The 17103-nt window shown below is 64.1% G+C and carries 11 protein-coding genes; 8 read left to right on the plus strand and 3 right to left on the minus strand.

Features of this window, described 5'->3' with window-relative positions:
* Window positions 1-34: 34 nt before the first annotated feature.
* A complete protein-coding gene (gene glnE / locus PSOLE_RS11495) occupies window positions 35-2977 on the minus strand; it encodes a bifunctional [glutamate--ammonia ligase]-adenylyl-L-tyrosine phosphorylase/[glutamate--ammonia-ligase] adenylyltransferase (protein WP_074855117.1) in 2943 nt (980 codons plus the stop codon).
* Between the two features lie 271 nt (window positions 2978-3248).
* Between glnE and aceE the strand changes: the two genes are divergently transcribed.
* The 3 genes from aceE (at window position 3249) to PSOLE_RS11510 (ending at window position 8476) form a co-directional block, all read left to right on the plus strand.
* On the plus strand, window positions 3249-5894 hold the full coding sequence (aceE, locus tag PSOLE_RS11500; RefSeq protein WP_074855118.1) for a pyruvate dehydrogenase (acetyl-transferring), homodimeric type: 2646 nt from the start codon (window positions 3249-3251) through the stop codon (window positions 5892-5894).
* A gap of 11 nt (window positions 5895-5905) precedes the next feature.
* A complete protein-coding gene (aceF, locus tag PSOLE_RS11505) occupies window positions 5906-7879 on the plus strand; it encodes a dihydrolipoyllysine-residue acetyltransferase (protein WP_074855119.1) in 1974 nt (657 codons plus the stop codon).
* A 156-nt stretch (window positions 7880-8035) separates the two neighbouring features.
* Entirely contained in the window at window positions 8036-8476 is a 441-nt protein-coding gene (locus tag PSOLE_RS11510) for a CopD family copper resistance protein (protein ID WP_074855120.1), read from the plus strand.
* Between the two features lie 10 nt (window positions 8477-8486).
* On the opposite strand, the gene PSOLE_RS11515 is transcribed toward PSOLE_RS11510, so the two are convergent.
* Window positions 8487-8993 carry a hypothetical protein gene (locus PSOLE_RS11515; RefSeq protein WP_074855121.1) on the minus strand — a complete coding sequence of 169 codons (507 nt, stop codon included), beginning with the start codon at window positions 8991-8993 and terminating at the stop codon, window positions 8487-8489.
* A 166-nt stretch (window positions 8994-9159) separates the two neighbouring features.
* Here PSOLE_RS11515 and PSOLE_RS11520 point away from each other — a divergent pair, with 166 nt between their 5' ends.
* The 3 genes from PSOLE_RS11520 to PSOLE_RS11530 all read left to right on the plus strand — a co-directional run bounded on the left by PSOLE_RS11520 (window position 9160) and on the right by PSOLE_RS11530 (window position 12946).
* Entirely contained in the window at window positions 9160-11862 is a 2703-nt protein-coding gene (locus tag PSOLE_RS11520; protein ID WP_074855153.1) for a putative bifunctional diguanylate cyclase/phosphodiesterase, read from the plus strand.
* A gap of 50 nt (window positions 11863-11912) precedes the next feature.
* Entirely contained in the window at window positions 11913-12566 is a 654-nt protein-coding gene (gene msrA / locus PSOLE_RS11525) for a peptide-methionine (S)-S-oxide reductase MsrA (RefSeq protein WP_074855122.1), read from the plus strand.
* A 104-nt stretch (window positions 12567-12670) separates the two neighbouring features.
* Window positions 12671-12946, plus strand: coding sequence for a hypothetical protein (locus PSOLE_RS11530; RefSeq protein ID WP_244597241.1), 276 nt, complete (start codon window positions 12671-12673; stop codon window positions 12944-12946).
* Between the two features lie 70 nt (window positions 12947-13016).
* Here the strand turns inward: PSOLE_RS11530 and PSOLE_RS11535 are convergent, their stop codons facing one another.
* Window positions 13017-13874 (minus strand): 23S rRNA (adenine(2030)-N(6))-methyltransferase RlmJ, encoded by an 858-nt coding sequence (locus PSOLE_RS11535; protein WP_074855123.1) that lies wholly within the window; start codon window positions 13872-13874, stop codon window positions 13017-13019.
* Window positions 13875-13996: 122 nt separating this feature from the next.
* On the opposite strand from PSOLE_RS11535, the gene PSOLE_RS11540 reads away from it, so the two are divergent.
* On the plus strand, window positions 13997-15037 hold the full coding sequence (locus PSOLE_RS11540; RefSeq protein WP_074855124.1) for an NAD(P)H-dependent flavin oxidoreductase: 1041 nt from the start codon (window positions 13997-13999) through the stop codon (window positions 15035-15037).
* A gap of 155 nt (window positions 15038-15192) precedes the next feature.
* Entirely contained in the window at window positions 15193-16998 is a 1806-nt protein-coding gene (locus tag PSOLE_RS11545; RefSeq protein WP_074855154.1) for an acyl-CoA dehydrogenase, read from the plus strand.
* The last annotated feature ends 105 nt before the right edge of the window (window positions 16999-17103 follow it).

Genomic DNA, 17103 nt, shown 5'->3' on the forward strand with positions numbered 1-17103 from the left:
TTCGCACAATAAGATGGGGCCGCGGCCCCGTCATTCAACTCAATCCCAGTTCGCGCCACAGGCGCATCACAGCGCGGCGCTCATCCTGGAACTGATCCCCCGGCACCACTCCAGGCTGCTTCTGCAGCGCCTGGCGATGGGCCGCCGAGCGGTAATTTTTGTAGACCTCACGCAGCAACGCGGCATCCTCGGCGCCCATCAGACCGACCCGCTCCAGACCTTCCAGAATGCGGATGTTATCGGTGAACTCGAGTAGCTCCGGGTGTTGCCACGACCAAGCCAGAGCGGCGTATTGCACCATAAATTCGATATCGACGATACCACCGGCGTCCTGCTTCAGATCGAAGGAGGACGTGGCCTCGAAGGCATTCGGCGCCGTTCCGGCCGCGGTATTTTTGTTGCCAAGGTTGTCACGCATCTTCGCCCGCATCTCGCTGACCTCGACGCGCAGCGCCTCGATATCGCGCTGACGACCGAGCACCTCGGCGCGCACGCGAGCGAATTCGCCGGCCAAACGCGAACATCCCACCAGCACCCGCGCGCGCACCAGCGCCTGATGCTCCCAGGTCCAGGCCTCGTTCTCCTGATAGCGCTGGAAGGCACCGAGCGAGCTGACCAGAAGCCCGGCTGCGCCCGATGGTCGCAGACGCATATCCACTTCATACAGGGCGCCGGAGGTGGTCTGAGTGGTCAGCAAATGGATGATGCGTTGGCCCAACCGGGTGAAGAACTGCGCGCCGTCGATGGGCTTGGCGCCGTCGGTCTCGGCCTGCGGGTCGCCATCATGAATGAACACCAGGTCCAGATCCGAGCCGTGGCCGAATTCCAGGCCACCGACCTTACCGTAGCCGACGATGATGAAGTCCGGGTCGCACGGTGTGCCGTCTGCACGGAACGGCCGACCATGACGCTGCACCGTATGCTGCCAGGCCAGAGCCAGCACCTGATCGAGAATCGCCTCGGCCAGCCAGGTGAGGTAATCCGACACTTTCATCAAAGGCAGCGTACCGGCGATCTCCGAGGCGGCCACGCGTAAGCTGTGGGCCAGCTTGAAATGACGCAGCGCCTCCATCTGCTGCTCCAGATCCTCCTCGGGAATGCGCACCAGTCGCTCACGCAACTCGGCCGCCAGTTCCGGTGCCAGCGGCGGCGAATACAACCGACCTTCATTGAGCAACTCATCGAGCAGCAACGGGTAGCGGGCTATCTGCTCGGCAATCCAGGGACTGGCGGCGCAGAGCGTGATCAGTCGCTCCAGCGCCCCTGGGTTTTCAGTCAGAAGCACCAGGTAGGCCGAGCGCCGGGCGACCTTCTCTACCAACGGCAGCACCCGTTCCAGCACCAGATCCGGCTTGTCGTGCTCGACGGTCTGCGCCAGCAAGCGCGGAATGAAGGCATCCAGACGCTCGCGCCCGAGCCGCTGCATGGCACGCACCTGCGGCCCGCTGCGCAGATCGACGAGGCGCCGATTGGCCGTGACGGCCTCGACAAAGCCGGCTTCCTGCAACTGCAGCACGGCAGCCTCATCATCCAGTGCGCCTTGCCATAAAGGCAGCCACTCGGCGCCGACTGCGGTTTCGCCGGCCTGCGCCTCATCCTCATCGGGATCGGCGATCACTTGCTGGAAGTGCCATTCGATGCGGCCACGCCAATGCATCAGGCGCTCATGGAAACTCGACCAGTCGGCAAAGCCCATGATCGCCGCCACCCGCGCCTGATCCTGCGCATCGGCCGGCAGCATCTGCGTCTGCCGGTCACCGATGCCTTGCAGGGCATGCTCGGTATAACGCAGAAACTCATAACCTTCCTTCATCTCCGCAACCACCGCCGGCGGCAGGTAGCCTTGCCCTTCCAGCGTGGTCAACACCTTGAGCAGCGGCCGCTGCTGCAGACTGAGGTCACGTCCGCCATGGATCAGCTGGAAGGCCTGGGCGATGAACTCGATCTCGCGAATACCCCCCGCGCCGAGCTTGATGTTCTCGCTCATGCCCTTGCGCCGCACCTCCTGCTGGATCAGCAGCTTCATCGCACGCAGCGCTTCGATGGCGGAAAAGTCCAGATAACGGCGATAAACGAAGGGCCGCAGCATCTCCAGCAACTCGGCACCGGCGGCCTGGTCACCGCCGACCACGCGCGCCTTGATCATGGCGTAGCGCTCCCAGTCACGCCCCTGATCCTGGTAGTACTGCTCCAGCGCATTGAAGCTGAACACCAGTGCGCCGGAGGAACCATAGGGACGCAAGCGCATGTCGGTGCGGAATACGAAACCGTCGACGGTGATCGCATCGAGCGCCTTGATCAGCTTCTGCCCCAGACGAATGAAGAACTCCTGATTGTCCAGCGGGCGCTTGACGCCCTCGGTCTCGCCGCCTTCCGGGTAGCCAAAGATCAGGTCGATATCCGAAGACAGGTTGAGCTCGTGCGCGCCCAGCTTGCCCATGCCGAGAATGACCATGTGCTGCGCCTGGCCGCTGCGCCGCCCGACCGGCGTACCGAACTGCGCGCAGTGACGCGGATACAGCCAGTGATAGGCCAGATCGATACAGGCATCGGCAAGATCGGAAAGGTCGCGACAGGTTTCACCGAGCGCCGCCTGGCGACTGAAGTCGCGCCAGATAATGCGCAGCTGCTGGCGATTGCGAAAGCGCCGCAGGCAGCGCCCGAGGGCATCCTCATCGGCGCATTCATTCAGTTGCACTTCCAGTTGCTGGCGCAACTCGCCCGGCGCCAGGCTACGCTCCAGCTCACCAGATTCCGCCAGGGCGACGAACATCTGCGGATCACGCTGAGCCTGCTCGGCAACGAAGTCGCTCAAGGCCGAAACCTGCCGCCAGGCATTGCGGCGTTCTTGCGGCCAGGCGGCGACACGCTCAGCCAGAGCTTGATGTTCGGCCAAAGCGGTTTGCAGTGACTGCTCGGCACGTTCGGCCAGGGGGATAAGGGAAGGGGGCAACTCGACCAGCAACGGCAGGCTCATGGTCTATCCTTTTAGCGGACTGCCGGACGCACGGTGCAATCGCCCGCAGCCCCGCTCCAGCGGGGCACGCGCGGCCGGCGGTGCCGCGGATTGTAGTTTTACTACGAAAGAATTGTATCCAGAGGGCTGAATCCGTCGTCGGAATGTAGTAAAACTACAAGCGGCCGGCCCTACCCCCGGTAAATCCAAGAATTTCAACTCGCCCGCCCACAAAGCCGGCGAGACCCAACTGGCCTCCGATTCTGGAAGCCTTTCCGCCCTGGAGCAAGCCATGCAAGACCTCGATCCGATCGAAACCCAGGAATGGCTGGACGCCCTTGAATCCGTCCTCGACCGTGAGGGTGAAGACCGCGCCCATTACCTGATGACCCGTCTGGGCGAGCTGGCCACCCGTAGCGGTGCGCAACTGCCCTACGCGATCACCACGCCTTACCGCAACACCATCCCGGTAACCCACGAAGCGCGCATGCCCGGCGACCTGTTCGTGGAACGCCGCATTCGCTCGCTGGTGCGCTGGAACGCCCTGGCCATGGTGATGCGCACCAACCTGGACGACCCGGATCTGGGCGGCCACATTTCCAGCTTCGCCTCCTCCGCGACGCTGTATGACATCGGTTTCAACTACTTCTTCCAGGCCCCGACCGACGAACACGGCGGCGACCTGGTGTTCTATCAGGGCCACGCCAGCCCTGGCGTCTACGCCCGCGCCTTCATGGAAGGCCGCATCAGCGAAGACCAGATGAAGAACTTCCGTCGCGAAGTGGATGGCAAAGGTCTGTCGTCCTACCCGCACCCCTGGCTGATGCCGGACTTCTGGCAGTTCCCCACCGTGTCCATGGGCCTCGGCCCGATCCAGGCGATCTACCAGGCCCGCTTCATGAAGTACCTGGAAGCCCGCGGTTTCATCCCGGCCGGCAAGCAGAAAGTCTGGTGCTTCATGGGCGACGGCGAGTGCGACGAGCCGGAATCCCTCGGCGCCATCTCCCTGGCCGGCCGCGAGAAGCTGGACAACCTGATCTTCGTCATCAACTGCAACCTGCAGCGCCTCGACGGCCCGGTGCGCGGCAACGGCAAGATCATCCAGGAACTCGAAGGCGTGTTCCGCGGTGCGCAGTGGAACGTCAACAAGGTGGTCTGGGGTCGCTTCTGGGATCCGCTGTTCGCCAAGGACAAGGACGGTGCCCTGCAGCGTCGCATGGACGAAGTGGTCGACGGTGAATACCAGAACTACAAGGCCAAAGACGGCGCCTACGTGCGCGAAAAATTCTTCAACACCCCGGAGCTCAAGGAGATGGTCAAGGATCTCTCCGACGACGAGATCTGGAAGCTCAACCGTGGCGGCCACGACCCGTACAAGGTCTACGCAGCCTACCACCAGGCCGTGAACCACAGCGGCCAGCCGACCGTGATCCTGGCCAAGACCATCAAGGGCTACGGTACCGGCGCCGGTGAAGCGAAGAACACCGCGCACAACACCAAGAAGGTCGATGTCGACAGCCTGCGTCAGTTCCGCGACCGTTTCGACATCCCGGTCAAGGACGAAGAGCTGGAAAACCTGCCCTTCGTGCGCCCGGAGCCGGGCAGCGCCGAATACAAGTACCTGCACGAGCGTCGCAACGCGCTGGGTGGCTTCGTCCCGCAGCGCCGGCAGAAGAGCTTCAGCATCCCCACCCCGCCGCTGGATACCCTCAAGGCCATCCTCGACGGCTCGGGCGACCGCGAAATCTCCACCACCATGGCCTTCGTGCGCATCCTCGCGCAACTGGTCAAGGACAAGGAACTCGGCCAGCGCATCGTCCCGATCATCCCGGACGAAGCCCGTACCTTTGGTATGGAAGGCATGTTCCGTCAGCTCGGCATCTACTCCTCGGTCGGCCAGCTGTACGAGCCGGTCGATAAAGACCAGGTGATGTTCTACAAAGAGGACAAGAAGGGTCAGATCCTCGAGGAAGGCATCAACGAAGCCGGCGCCATGAGTTCCTTCATCGCCGCCGGTACTTCGTACTCCTGCCACAACCAGCCGATGCTGCCGTTCTACATCTTCTACTCGATGTTCGGCTTCCAGCGTATCGGTGACCTGGCCTGGGCCGCCGGCGACAGCCGCACCCGTGGTTTCCTGATCGGCGGTACAGCCGGCCGTACCACCCTCAACGGTGAAGGTCTGCAGCACCAAGACGGTCATAGCCACATTCTGGCCTCGACCATCCCCAACTGCCGTACCTACGACCCGACCTACGGCTACGAGCTCGCCGTGATCATCCGCGAAGGCATTCGCCAGATGATCGAAGAGCAGCAGGACATCTTCTACTACATCACCGTGATGAACGAGTCGTACCAGCAGCCGGCCATGCCGCAAGGCGTGGAAGACGGCATCATCAAGGGCATGTACCTGCTCGAGGAAGACAACAAGGAGGCCGCGCACCACGTACAACTGCTGGGTTCCGGCACCATCCTGCGCGAAGTCCGCGAGGCGGCGAAGATCCTGCGTGACGAGTACAACATCGGCGCCGATGTGTGGAGCGTCACCAGCTTCAACGAACTGCGTCGTGACGGTCTGGCTGTGGAGCGCCGCAACCGCCTGCACCCGGGCCAGAAGCCGCAGCAGACCTATATCGAGCAGTGCCTGAGCGGTCGCAAGGGTCCGGTCATCGCGTCGACCGACTACATGAAGCTGTTCGCCGAACAGGTTCGTCAGTGGGTACCGAGCAAGGAATACAAGGTCCTGGGCACCGACGGCTTCGGCCGCAGCGACAGCCGCAAGCAGCTGCGTCACTTCTTCGAAGTGGATCGTAACTGGGTCGTGCTCGCCGCCCTGGAAGCCCTGGTAGACCGCGGCGAAATCGAAGCCAAGGTGCTGGCCGATGCCATCACCAAGTTCGGCATCGACGCCGACAAAGCCAACCCCCTGGACTGCTAAGGAGCGTAGCGATGAGTGAGTTGATTCGCGTACCCGACCTCGGCGGTGAAGGCGAGGTGATTGAACTGCTGGTCAAGGTCGGCGACCGTATCGAAGCCGATCAGAGCGTACTGACCCTGGAGTCCGACAAGGCCTCCATGGAAGTGCCCTCGCCCAAGGCCGGCGTGATCAAGGAAATCAAGGTCAAGATCGGTGACCGCCTGAAGGAAGGCGACGAGCTGCTGGTGCTGGAAGTCGAAGGTGCTGCGCAAGCGGCGCCTGCGCCGAAAGCCGCAGCCGCCCCTGCCGAAGCACCGCAAGCGGCCGCTCCGGCAGCCGCGCCCGCCGCTGCTGCCACCGGCAGCAGCGTGCAGGACGTGCACGTGCCGGATATCGGCACCGACGGCAAGGTCAAGGTCATCGAAGTCATGGTCAAGGCCGGCGACACCATCGAAGCCGACCAGTCGCTGATCACCCTGGAGTCCGACAAGGCCTCCATGGAAATCCCCTCGCCGGCTGCCGGCGTGGTGGAGCAAGTGCTGGTCAAGCTGGATGATGAAATCGGCACTGGCGACCTGATCCTCAAGCTGAAAGTCGAAGGAGCTGCTCCGGCGGCCTCGGCTCCGGCGGCCGCGCCGGCGCAAGCTGCCGCACCCGCCGCAGCCCCTGCACCGGCCGCCGCAGCGAGCGGCAGCAGCGTGCAGGACGTGCGCGTGCCGGACATCGGCTCCAGCGCCAAGGGCAAGGTCATCGAGATCATGGTCAAGGCCGGCGACAGCATCGAAGCCGACCAGAGCCTGCTGACCCTGGAGTCCGACAAGGCCTCCATGGAAATCCCCTCGCCGGCTGCCGGCGTGGTGGAAGAAGTGCTGGTCAAGCTGGATGACGAGATCGGCACCGGCGACCTGATTCTCAAGCTCAAGGTCGCGGGCGCTGCACCGGCCGCTGCGCCGGCGCAAGCCAGCCAGGAAGTGCACCGCGTACCGGAAGGCGCCGCACCGGAAGTGGCCGCAGAAGTACGCGCCATCGCCTCGCTGTCGGCTGCAGCTGCCGACCCGGCCAATGCACCCAAGCGCAGCAGCGCCAAGGTGCACGCCGGCCCTGCCGTGCGTCAGCTGGCGCGTGAGTTCGGAGTGGAGCTGGCGGATATCGCCGGCACCGGCCCGAAAGGCCGCATTCTCAAGGAAGACGTGCAGGCTTACGTCAAGGCCATGATGCACAAGGCCAAGGCCGCACCGCAGGCGCCTGCTGCAGCTGCTACCGGCGGCGCCGGCATCCCGCCGATCCCGGCCGTGGACTTCAGCAAGTTCGGTGAAATCGAAGAAGTACCGATGACCCGCCTGATGCAGGTCGGCGCTGCCAACCTGCACCGCAGCTGGCTCAACGTGCCGCACGTGACCCAGTTCGATTCGGCCGACATCACCGACCTGGAAGCCTTCCGCGTCGCGCAAAAGGCCGTGGCGGAAAAGGCCGGCGTCAAGCTGACCGTGCTGCCGCTGCTGCTCAAGGCCTGCGCCCACCTGCTCAAGGAACTGCCGGACTTCAACAGTTCGCTGGCGCCGAGCGGCAAGGCGATCATCCGCAAGAAGTACGTGCATATCGGCTTCGCCGTCGATACGCCGGACGGCCTGCTGGTGCCGGTGATCAAGAACGTCGACCAGAAGAGTCTGCTGCAACTGGCTGCTGAAGCCGCCGCCCTGGCGGAAAAAGCGCGCACCAAGAAGCTCTCGGCTGATGACATGCAGGGCGCCTGCTTCACCATCTCCAGCCTCGGCCACATTGGCGGCACCGGCTTCACGCCGATCGTCAACGCGCCGGAAGTGGCGATCCTCGGTGTCAGCAAGGCAACCATGCAGCCGGTGTGGGATGGCAAGGCCTTCCAGCCCAAGCTGATGCTGCCGCTGTCGCTGTCCTACGATCACCGGGTGATCAACGGCGCGGCTGCCGCACGCTTCACTCAGCGCCTGTCGCAGCTGCTGGCCGACATCCGCACCATCCTGCTGTAAACCGTTTCGAGCACGCCACGCTCGCACCCTCAACCCCGCCCATCCAGGCGGGGTTCTTTTTGCCTGCACGAATCAGGGCCGGCTTGATCCTGATCATGGCGCTGAACGCAGCAAGCGCCATGATCGTTGCATCGATCACGATCCGGTGCGCGCCTCATGCTCTATCTATTGCTCAAATTCGCCCACCTGACTGCAGCCGCATTCTTCATCGGTGGCGTCTTCTTCGAAGTGATGATTCTCAGCCGTGCCACACAGGCACTGCCGGATGCAACCAAGGCAGGCTTCTCACGCGCGCTGGGCCAGCGCGCCAGGCAGGTCATGCATTGGGTCATACTGGTGCTTTACGCCGCCGGCCTGGGCCTGGCCTGGCACTACCGCGCAGCCCTGCATGCGCCACTGGCCAGCAGCTTCGGCATTCTGCTCAGCCTGAAAATCATCCTGGCGCTGAGCATCCTGGGGCATTTTCTGCTGGTGGTTTTCCTGATGCGCAACGGCCGCATGACCGCGCCACGCTCGCGCCGTATTCACCTGAGCGTGCTGCTGCACATGTTGGCCATTCTGTTCCTAGCCAAGGCCATGTTTCTGCTGAACCTGTGAGCGGGGCAAATCAGCCCTTCTGCACGTTGCGAATCAGAAAGCTCAGCGCCTTGGCCAGCTCACCCGCGCCCTTGTGATCACGCAGAATGCTCAGCAACGGCGTGTCATCGAGCGGGTTGAACAGCACGCAACGAATACCGCCGGTCGGACACTCATAACGGATGAACGGATCAATACCGAATACCGGCAGACGCTGATTGCGCACTGCGATGGCGGTGCCCTGAGTGTCACGGGTCTCTTCACGCAGGATCAACTCGCCGGCATTGCCGACCGCGAAGCGGTACAAGAGATCATCCCGTTGCGCCTGGCCAACCTGGTAACCGGCACGCAGGGCGTAGGTTTCCAGCAAGGCGTTGCTGTGTGCGAGCAGCGCCTGGCGCTCGTTGTCAGTCAGGTAAAGGCGCTTGAGCCCGTCCAGGTAAGCGGCCTGTTCGGCGCCTTGCAGCAACGCCTTGTCGTCAGCGCTGGCGGTGCCGGGTAGCACGCAAGCCAGCACCGCCCCCAGGAGCACGGCCATCAGTTTTCTTGTCAGTCTCGCTTGCATGATGCACCCTTGCCGAACGCTATAGTGAAGTAGGCCTGAGCCTCAGCCTCCGTCAGTGCCGCTGCGCCCTCTGGCGGCAGCGGCCCTGTACTGAGAACGGATGCCTCGCCTGGTCAGCATACTGGAAGCCCACCGCCCAATGAAAAGCCATCCCGATGCCAGCGCACGCTCGGCAGCCGAGGTTGTGACGCAGTTGCCAGTGCCCTCGCGGCTCGGCATGCTGCGTTTCGAGCGCTTGAACGAGCCAAGCTGGGCACTGCTGTTTCTCGACCCGGCCTGTGAACGCCAGCTAGGTATCAGCGCCAGCGATCTCTGTGCACTGGTGGATGCCCCCTACGCCAGCCTGATGGAGCCCGAGGCGCGCTATCGCCTGCACGACGCCATCCAGCAGCAACTGCTGCAAGGCCCGCATTACCTGGTGCGCTACACCCTGCATACCCCGCAAGGTGCTCTGACCCTGCTGGAGATGGGCGAACCCTTCAAACAGCGCAACCGCCAGTTGCTGCGCGGCTATCTGCTGGTAGCAGACGAGAGCCTCGATCAGTTCGCCCCTGCCGAACGGGAGCTGTACACGCAGAATCAGCAACTGCGCAGCTCGCTGCAGCAATATCAGCGCACCCAGAATGACCACCTGCAACACCTCGCCCGTTCACATACCCAGCAGCAGCTGATCGTGCGTCTGGCGCGCCAGCGCTACACCTCCAGCGACCCTCAGCAGGAAGCGGCCGAACTGATCACCCAGGCCGCCTGCGAGGTCTACGGTGTCGCTCGCGCCGGCATCTGGAAGCTGGGCGGTCATCACCTGGATTCCGTGTCGCTGTACCGCCGCGACCTGGACCGCCACGAACAACTACCGTCGATAAACGCACGTAATTTCCCGCAGTATCTGCAAGCACTGCACAGCAGCCGCGCCATCGACGCGCACGACGCCCAGCACGATCCGCGCACCTGCGAACTGGCCGCCAGCTACCTGCAGCCGCTGGATATCTGCTCGATGCTCGACGCCAGCATACGCATCGAAGGCGAAGTGGTCGGCGTGCTCTGCCTGGAACATATCGGCGGCCTACGCACCTGGCAGGCCGACGAGATCGCCTTCGCCGGCGAGTTGGCCGACCAGTTCGCCCAGGCGCTGATCAACCAGCAAAAACGCAGCGCCACCAGCGCCCTGCATCTGTTCCAGCGCGCCGTCGAACAGAGCGCCAGCGCCTTTCTGCTGGTCGACCGCGACGGCCGGGTGGAGTACGTCAACCCCAGCTTCACGGCCATCACCCTGTACAGCAGCGACGAGGTCTGCGGTCACCGCCTGTCCGAGCTACCGGCCATGGCCAACCTTAGCGACCTGTTGTTCGACGCACAGTCCAGCCTGGCCGAACACAGCAGCTGGCAAGGCGAATTCCGCAGTCGGCGCAAGAATCAGGAGCCCTACTGGGGCCATCTGTCGATCTCCAAGGTGTATGGCGACGATGGCGAACTGACCCACTACATCGGCATCTACGAAGACATTACCGAGGCCAAGCTGGCCCAGCAGCGCATCGAACGCCTGGCCTATACCGACAACCTGACCAATCTGGGCAATCGCCCTTCGTTCATCCGCAGCCTTGAAGAGCGCTTCGCCCGCAATGTTCAGTCGCTCGGGCTGCTGCTGGTGGACATCGACAACTTCAAGCGGATCAACGACAGCCTCGGCCACCAGACCGGCGACAAACTGCTCTCGGCCCTGGCCCGGCGCCTGCGCAACAGTCTTGGTGCCAAGGGCACCCTGGCACGCTTCGCCAGCAACGAATTCGCCATCCTGCTCGACGGTTGCGATCAGGACGCAGGCCTGCGTGTCGCTCATCAGGTACTGCAAACCCTGGACAAGCCGCTGTTCGTCGATAACCAGTTGATCAGCATCACCGGCTCGGTGGGCTTGGCCATCGCCCCGAAACACGGTGACGACCCGCAGACCCTGATGAAGCACGCCGGTCTCGCCCTGCACAAAGCCAAGGCCAACGGCAAACATCAGATGCAGTTGTTCACCGAAGCGCTGAACGCCGAGGCCAACTACAAGCTGTTCGTCGAGAACAACCTGCGTCGCGCGCTGACTCAGAACGAGCTGGAAGTCTTCTACCAACCCAAACTCTGCCTCAAGAGCGGGCAATTGCTGGGTATGGAGGCGCTGCTGCGCTGGCAGCATCCGGAGAAGGGCATGATCCGCCCGGATCAGTTCATCGGCGTTGCCGAGGAAACCGGCCTGATCATCCCCATCGGCAAGTGGGTGGTGCGCCAGGCCTGCCGCATGAGCAAGCAGATCGCCGCCATTGGCCTGGGGCAACTGCAGGTGGCGATCAATCTGTCGCCCAAACAGTTCTCCGACCCGGATCTGGTCGGCTCCATCGCCGCCATCCTGCATGAAGAACAGCTCGACCCCAGGCTGCTGGAACTGGAACTCACCGAAAGCCTGCTGCTGGAGGCCACCGACGACACCCGCCACCAACTGGGTCGTCTCAAGAGCCTGGGCCTGACCCTGGCCATGGACGACTTCGGCACCGGTTATTCCTCGCTCAGCTACCTGAAGAAATTCCCCATCGACGTGATCAAGATCGATCGCAGCTTCATCAAGGACATCCCCGAGAACCAGGACGACATGGAGATCACCTCAGCGGTGATTGCCATGGCCCACAACCTCAAACTCAAGGTGGTCGCAGAAGGCATCGAAACTGGCGCCCAGCTCGGTTTCCTGCGCCGCCAGCAATGCGACGTAGGTCAGGGCTACCTGTTCGACAAGCCGATTCCTGGCCGCGAACTGATCGACAGCCTGCGCCGCTACCCCTGCCGGCCACAGGCCGACCAACGGACGTAATACACCGCCCTGCGCATAGTCCACGACCTACTCACTTTCAGGAGACCGCCATGGTTCTGCGTTCCCAGATTCTCGTAAACAAACATGCATTGCCGACTGCCGAGCAGGCCTTGCCCGGCCGTACAGAGGCGATGCCAGTAGCGGACACTCATTACGTCAACGGCAACCCAATCAAGGCGCCCTTCCCCGCCGGCCTGCAACAGGCGGTGTTCGGTCTGGGCTGTTTCTGGGGTGCCGAGCGGCGCTTCTGGCAACAGCCTGGCGTGTTCAGCACGGCGGTCGGCTATGCCGGTGGCCTCACACCCAACCCCACCTACGAGGAGGTCTGCTCGGGCCTGACCGGACACACCGAAGTGGTACTGGTCGTGTTCGATCCGCAGCAGACCAGCTTCGAAGCGCTGCTCAAGGTGTTCTGGGAAGCGCACAACCCGACCCAAGGCATGCGCCAGGGCAACGACCAGGGCACCCAGTACCGCTCGGCGATCTACTGCCAGGACGAGGAGCAGCTGAGCGCCGCCAAAGCCAGCCAGGCACGCTTCCAGGCTGAGCTGGACAAGGCCGGAGTGGGCAGCATCACCACTGAAATCACCGAGGCACCGACCTTCTACTACGCCGAGACCTATCACCAGCAATACCTGGCGAAGAATCCGGGCGGCTATTGCGGCCTCGGCGGAACAGGCGTATGTCTACCCCCTGAATCTTGAGCACGGGTAACGGGTCGTGGAGCTGAGCAGCATTTTCAGCCAGGTATCGAGTCAGGCATCGGCGCAGATGTCCCTTGTGCTGCTGCGAAAGACGCTGCAGCCTGGTGCAGCTGGAAGATGAGCGCTATGCGCTGGGCTGGGCTGGGCTGGGCTGGGCTGGGCTGGGCATGGACCCGACTCAGGCGTTGAAGCCGACGCTGATTCTCTACGACGCCGACATTCCCAAGCAGGAAGCCCTGATCGTCGATCTCGGCCAGGAGCCGAAGCTCGCCATCGTCCGCAGCCTGCGCCCCGCGCAGCTACCGCTGGAGGTTCTGGAGTACCTCAGCCCGCGGCGCAACCTCAACTACCACATCGAGCCCAACCACAAGCCCGCTTGAGCCCCTTGTAGCCCGGCTGCAATCCGCGGATCGGGGGCCGCGGCTCCAGGATTTCATCCGTGCTACGCGCTTATGACTTGCCGCTTGGCGCTTCCTCTATCAGCCAATCCAGGCGCCAGCCGCCCTGGCTCTGGCCAAGCACATCGGCCAGCCAGGGCAGCAGCTGCTGCTTGAGCTCATCTTCCAGGCCCCATGGCGGATTGCTGATCACCAGGCCCGAGCCACTCAGGCGCGCGGCGTCGTCCGGCGCGTGCACGTAAAGCTCGGCACGCAGTAGCTTGGGCGCGGCGCTCTTGCTCAGATCGCGATAGAAGCGCGCCAATTGGCGCTCATCCTTGATCGGGTACCAGATCGCCACGATGGCCTGGCGCATACGCCCGTGCGCTTCGTTCAAAGCCTCGACGCAGCGCTGCAGCTCATCGCCCTTCTCGAACGGCGGGTCGATCAGCAGCAGCACGCGTTTTTCGCGGGTCGGCATCAGCGCCCGCGGCACATGCCAGCCTTCCCCCAGGTGCACGGCGACGCGGCGATCGCCGCGCATGTTGTCCTTGAGCAGGCGGCCGTCCTCGGGATGCTTCTCGTTAAGCTGCAGGCGATCCTGCTCGCGACTGAGCAGGCGCGCCAGCTCCGGCGAGCCGGGGTAATAGCGCAGCTCACCATCGGGGTTCATCGCCCGCACCACCTCCAGATAGGCTTCCACCGCATCCGGCAGCTGCGTGGCCTGCCACAGACGAGCGATGCCGTCCTGATATTCGCCAGTACGGCTGGCCTGGTCGCCTCGCAGGTCGTAGAGGCCAATGCCAGCGTGGCTGTCGAGGTAGGCGAAGGGCGCCTCCTTGCGCGACAGTAGGGCGATCAGGCGGGTCAGCACCAGGTGCTTGAACACATCGGCGTGGTTGCCGGCATGGAAGGCGTGGCGGTAGTTCATGCGGGAGTCCTCGAATCAGGCGCGCAGTTTAACAGGCCGCTGACGACTCGCATCGTGACTTGCTCCATTGCACCTTCAAGGCCTAGGCTGCCTGCTCCTCCACGGACAGCGAGACCCCCGCCATGCCCCTGCAAAAGCTGCTCGGCAGCGAACTTCCCCTGATCCAGGCGCCAATGGCCGGTTCGCAGGATCACCGCCTGGCCGCCGCCGTATGCGAGGCAGGTGGCCTTGGCTCGATCCCTTGCGCGATGCTCACACCTGCCGCCCTGCGCCAGGAACTGCAAGCGATGCGCGGCCTGACCGAACGGCCGTTCAATCTCAATTTCTTCAGCCATGTGTCGCCCGAACCGGACGCGCCCCGCGAGGCTGGCTGGCGCGAAGCGCTGGCGCCCTACTATGACGAGCTGGGCGTGGACCCGGCGAGCATCGCCAGCGGGCCTGGGCGCCTGCCGTTCAACGACGAGGCGGCCGCGCTGGTGGAGGAGTTCCGCCCGGCGGTGGTCAGCTTCCACTTTGGCCTGCCGCAGCCGGACCTGCTGGAGCGAGTCCGCCGCAGCGGCGCGAAGATCCTCTCCAGCGCTACCACGCTGGACGAGGCGCTGTGGCTGCAGGAACACGGCGTCGATGCGGTGATCGCTCAGGGGCTGGAAGCCGGCGGCCACCGCGGGCACTTTCTCGATCACGACCTGAGCCGCCAGCTCGGCACCTTCGCCCTGCTGCCGCAACTGGTCGATGCACTGTCGGTGCCGGTGATCGCCGCCGGCGGCATCGGCGATGCCCGCGGTGTGGCGGCCGCCATGGCCCTCGGCGCTGCCGGGGTGCAGGTCGGCAGCGCTTACCTGCTGTGCCCGGAGGCCGCTACCGGCGCCATTCACCGCGCTGCCCTGCAGAGCCCGGCGGCGCGCCATACCGCGCTGACCAACCTGTTCAGCGGGCGCCCTGCGCGCGGCATCGTCAACCGGCTGATGCGTGAGCTGGGGCCGATCAGCACGCAGGCGCCGGAGTTCCCCCTGGCCACCGCGGCCATCGCGCCGCTGCGCGCGGCGGCCGAGGCCCAGGGCAGCGGCGACTTCTCGCCACTGTGGGCCGGGCAGAACGTCGCCAGCTGCCGGCCAATGCCGGCGGCCGAGCTGACCCGTGAACTGGCGCGGGGCTTCGCCTGACAGCCTGGTAGGGCGGGTGCAACCCGCCATTCCCGGAGCGGCGGGTTTCACCCGCCCTACCTTCCACCAACGAGCGATTATCACCACCGATGATGATGCTGGGCAGCCGGGCGACCGCCTGCCTAGACTCGGTCGATCATCTGGAGGCCCGCCCCATGTCCGAGACCCTGCTCAGCTCCCGCAACCTGGCGTTCGAACTCTTCGAGGTGCTCGACGCCGAAGCCCTGACCCAGCGCCCGCGCTTCGCCGACCACAACCGCGAGACCTTCGAGGCGGCGATCAGCACCGCGCGCGGCATCGCCGAAGAGCTGTTCGCCCCGCACAACCGCAAGAACGACGAACACGAGCCGCAGTACGTCGACGGCGGCGCGGTACTGATCCCGGAGGTCGAGCCGGCCCTGCGCGCCTTCCACGAGGCGGGCTTCCTCAATGCGACGCGCGATTTCGAGCATGGCGGCATGCAGCTGCCCAACCTGCTGTCGCAGGCCTGCTTCGCCCATTTCCAGTCGGCCAATATCGCCACCAGCTCCTACTCGATGCTGACCATGGGCGTGGCCAACCTGATCGAGGCCTTCGGCAGCGAGGAGCAGAAAGCCCGCTACCTGCAGCCGATCATCGATGGCCGTTTCTTCGGCACCATGGCGCTGACCGAGCCGCACGCCGGCTCCTCGCTGTCGGACATCAGAACCCGCGCCGAGCCGCACCCCGACGGCAGCTACCGCATCAAGGGCAACAAGATCTTCATCTCCGGTGGCGACCAGCCGATCTCCGAGAACATCGTGCACATGGTGCTGGCCAAGCTGCCGGACGCACCGCCTGGGGTGAAGGGCATCAGCCTGTTCCTGGTGCCCAAGTTCCACGTCAATGACGACGGCAGTCTGGGTGCGCGCAACGACGTCACGCTGGCCGGCCTGTTCCACAAGATGGGCTGGCGCGGTACTACGTCCACCGCGCTGAACTTCGGCGACAACGGCGAGTGCGTCGGCTACCTGGTGGGCAAGCCGCACCACGGCCTTTCCTACATGTTCCAGATGATGAACGAGGCGCGCATCGGTGTCGGCATGGGGGCGATCATGCTTGGCTACGCCGGCTACCTGTATTCGCTGGACTACGCGCGCAACCGTCCGCAGGGCCGTCAGCCCGATGGCAAGGACCCGAACAGCCCGCAGATTTCCATCGTCGAGCACGCCGACGTACGGCGCATGTTGCTGACGCAGAAAGCCTACGTCGAAGGCGCTTTCGACCTCGGTCTGTACGCCGCACGCCTGTTCGACGACACCCATACCCTGGAAACCGCCGAAGACCGCACCCGAGCACTGGAACTGCTCGACCTGCTCACCCCCATCGTCAAATCCTGGCCGTCGGAGTTCTGCCTCAAGGCCAACGAACTGGCCATCCAGATCCTCGGTGGCCACGGCTATACCCGCGAGTACCCGGTGGAGCAGTACTACCGCGACAACCGCCTCAATCCGATCCACGAGGGCACGCACGGCATCCAGTCGCTCGATCTGCTCGGGCGCAAGGTCTCGCAGAACGGTGGCGCCGCGCTCAAGCAACTGCTCAAGCTGATCAACGACTGCTGCCAGCGCGCCAGCGAACATGAGTCGCTCACAGCCCTGCGTCAGCCACTCGAACAATTGCTGGCACGCCTGCAGGCGGTGACCCTGGCCCTGCTCGGCGACCTGATGAGCGGCAAGGTCAACCAGGGGCTGGCCAACTCGGCGCTGTACCTGAAGGTGTTCGGCCACGCGGTGATCGGCTGGCGCTGGCTGGAGCAGGCGATTCGTGCCGAGCAGGGTCTGGCCCGCAGCAACAATGCCGAGGAACAGGATTTCTATCGCGGCAAGCTGCAAGCGGCGCGTTACTTCCTGACCTGGGAAGTACCCAGCTGCCACCATGACCTGGCCATTCTCGAAGCCCGCGACGACACCTGCCTGGGCATGCAGGACGCCTGGTTCTGAGCCCTGGCAAGCCCTGCGCAACCTAATGAAACAAGGAGGATGGTTTTTTTTGACAGCGGCGTCAGGCGTCGGGTTAGAATCGCTGGCACGCTGAATGCATATATG

The organism is Pseudomonas oleovorans subsp. oleovorans (assembly GCF_002197815.1).
GTDB classification, from domain to species: domain Bacteria; phylum Pseudomonadota; class Gammaproteobacteria; order Pseudomonadales; family Pseudomonadaceae; genus Aquipseudomonas; species Aquipseudomonas oleovorans.

Coding starts and splice junctions, on each gene's coding strand:
- aceF (WP_074855119.1), top strand. CDS start 5,906: ATGAGTGAGTTGATTCGCGTACCCGACCTCGGCGGTGAAGGCGAGGTG.
- PSOLE_RS11545 (WP_074855154.1), top strand. CDS start 15,193: ATGTCCGAGACCCTGCTCAGCTCCCGCAACCTGGCGTTCGAACTCTTC.
- glnE (WP_074855117.1), bottom strand. CDS start 2,977: ATGAGCCTGCCGTTGCTGGTCGAGTTGCCCCCTTCCCTTATCCCCCTG.
- PSOLE_RS11540 (WP_074855124.1), top strand. CDS start 13,997: ATGCCCCTGCAAAAGCTGCTCGGCAGCGAACTTCCCCTGATCCAGGCG.
- msrA (WP_074855122.1), top strand. CDS start 11,913: ATGGTTCTGCGTTCCCAGATTCTCGTAAACAAACATGCATTGCCGACT.
- aceE (WP_074855118.1), top strand. CDS start 3,249: ATGCAAGACCTCGATCCGATCGAAACCCAGGAATGGCTGGACGCCCTT.
- PSOLE_RS11520 (WP_074855153.1), top strand. CDS start 9,160: ATGAAAAGCCATCCCGATGCCAGCGCACGCTCGGCAGCCGAGGTTGTG.
- PSOLE_RS11510 (WP_074855120.1), top strand. CDS start 8,036: ATGCTCTATCTATTGCTCAAATTCGCCCACCTGACTGCAGCCGCATTC.
- PSOLE_RS11535 (WP_074855123.1), bottom strand. CDS start 13,874: ATGAACTACCGCCACGCCTTCCATGCCGGCAACCACGCCGATGTGTTC.
- PSOLE_RS11515 (WP_074855121.1), bottom strand. CDS start 8,993: ATGGCCGTGCTCCTGGGGGCGGTGCTGGCTTGCGTGCTACCCGGCACC.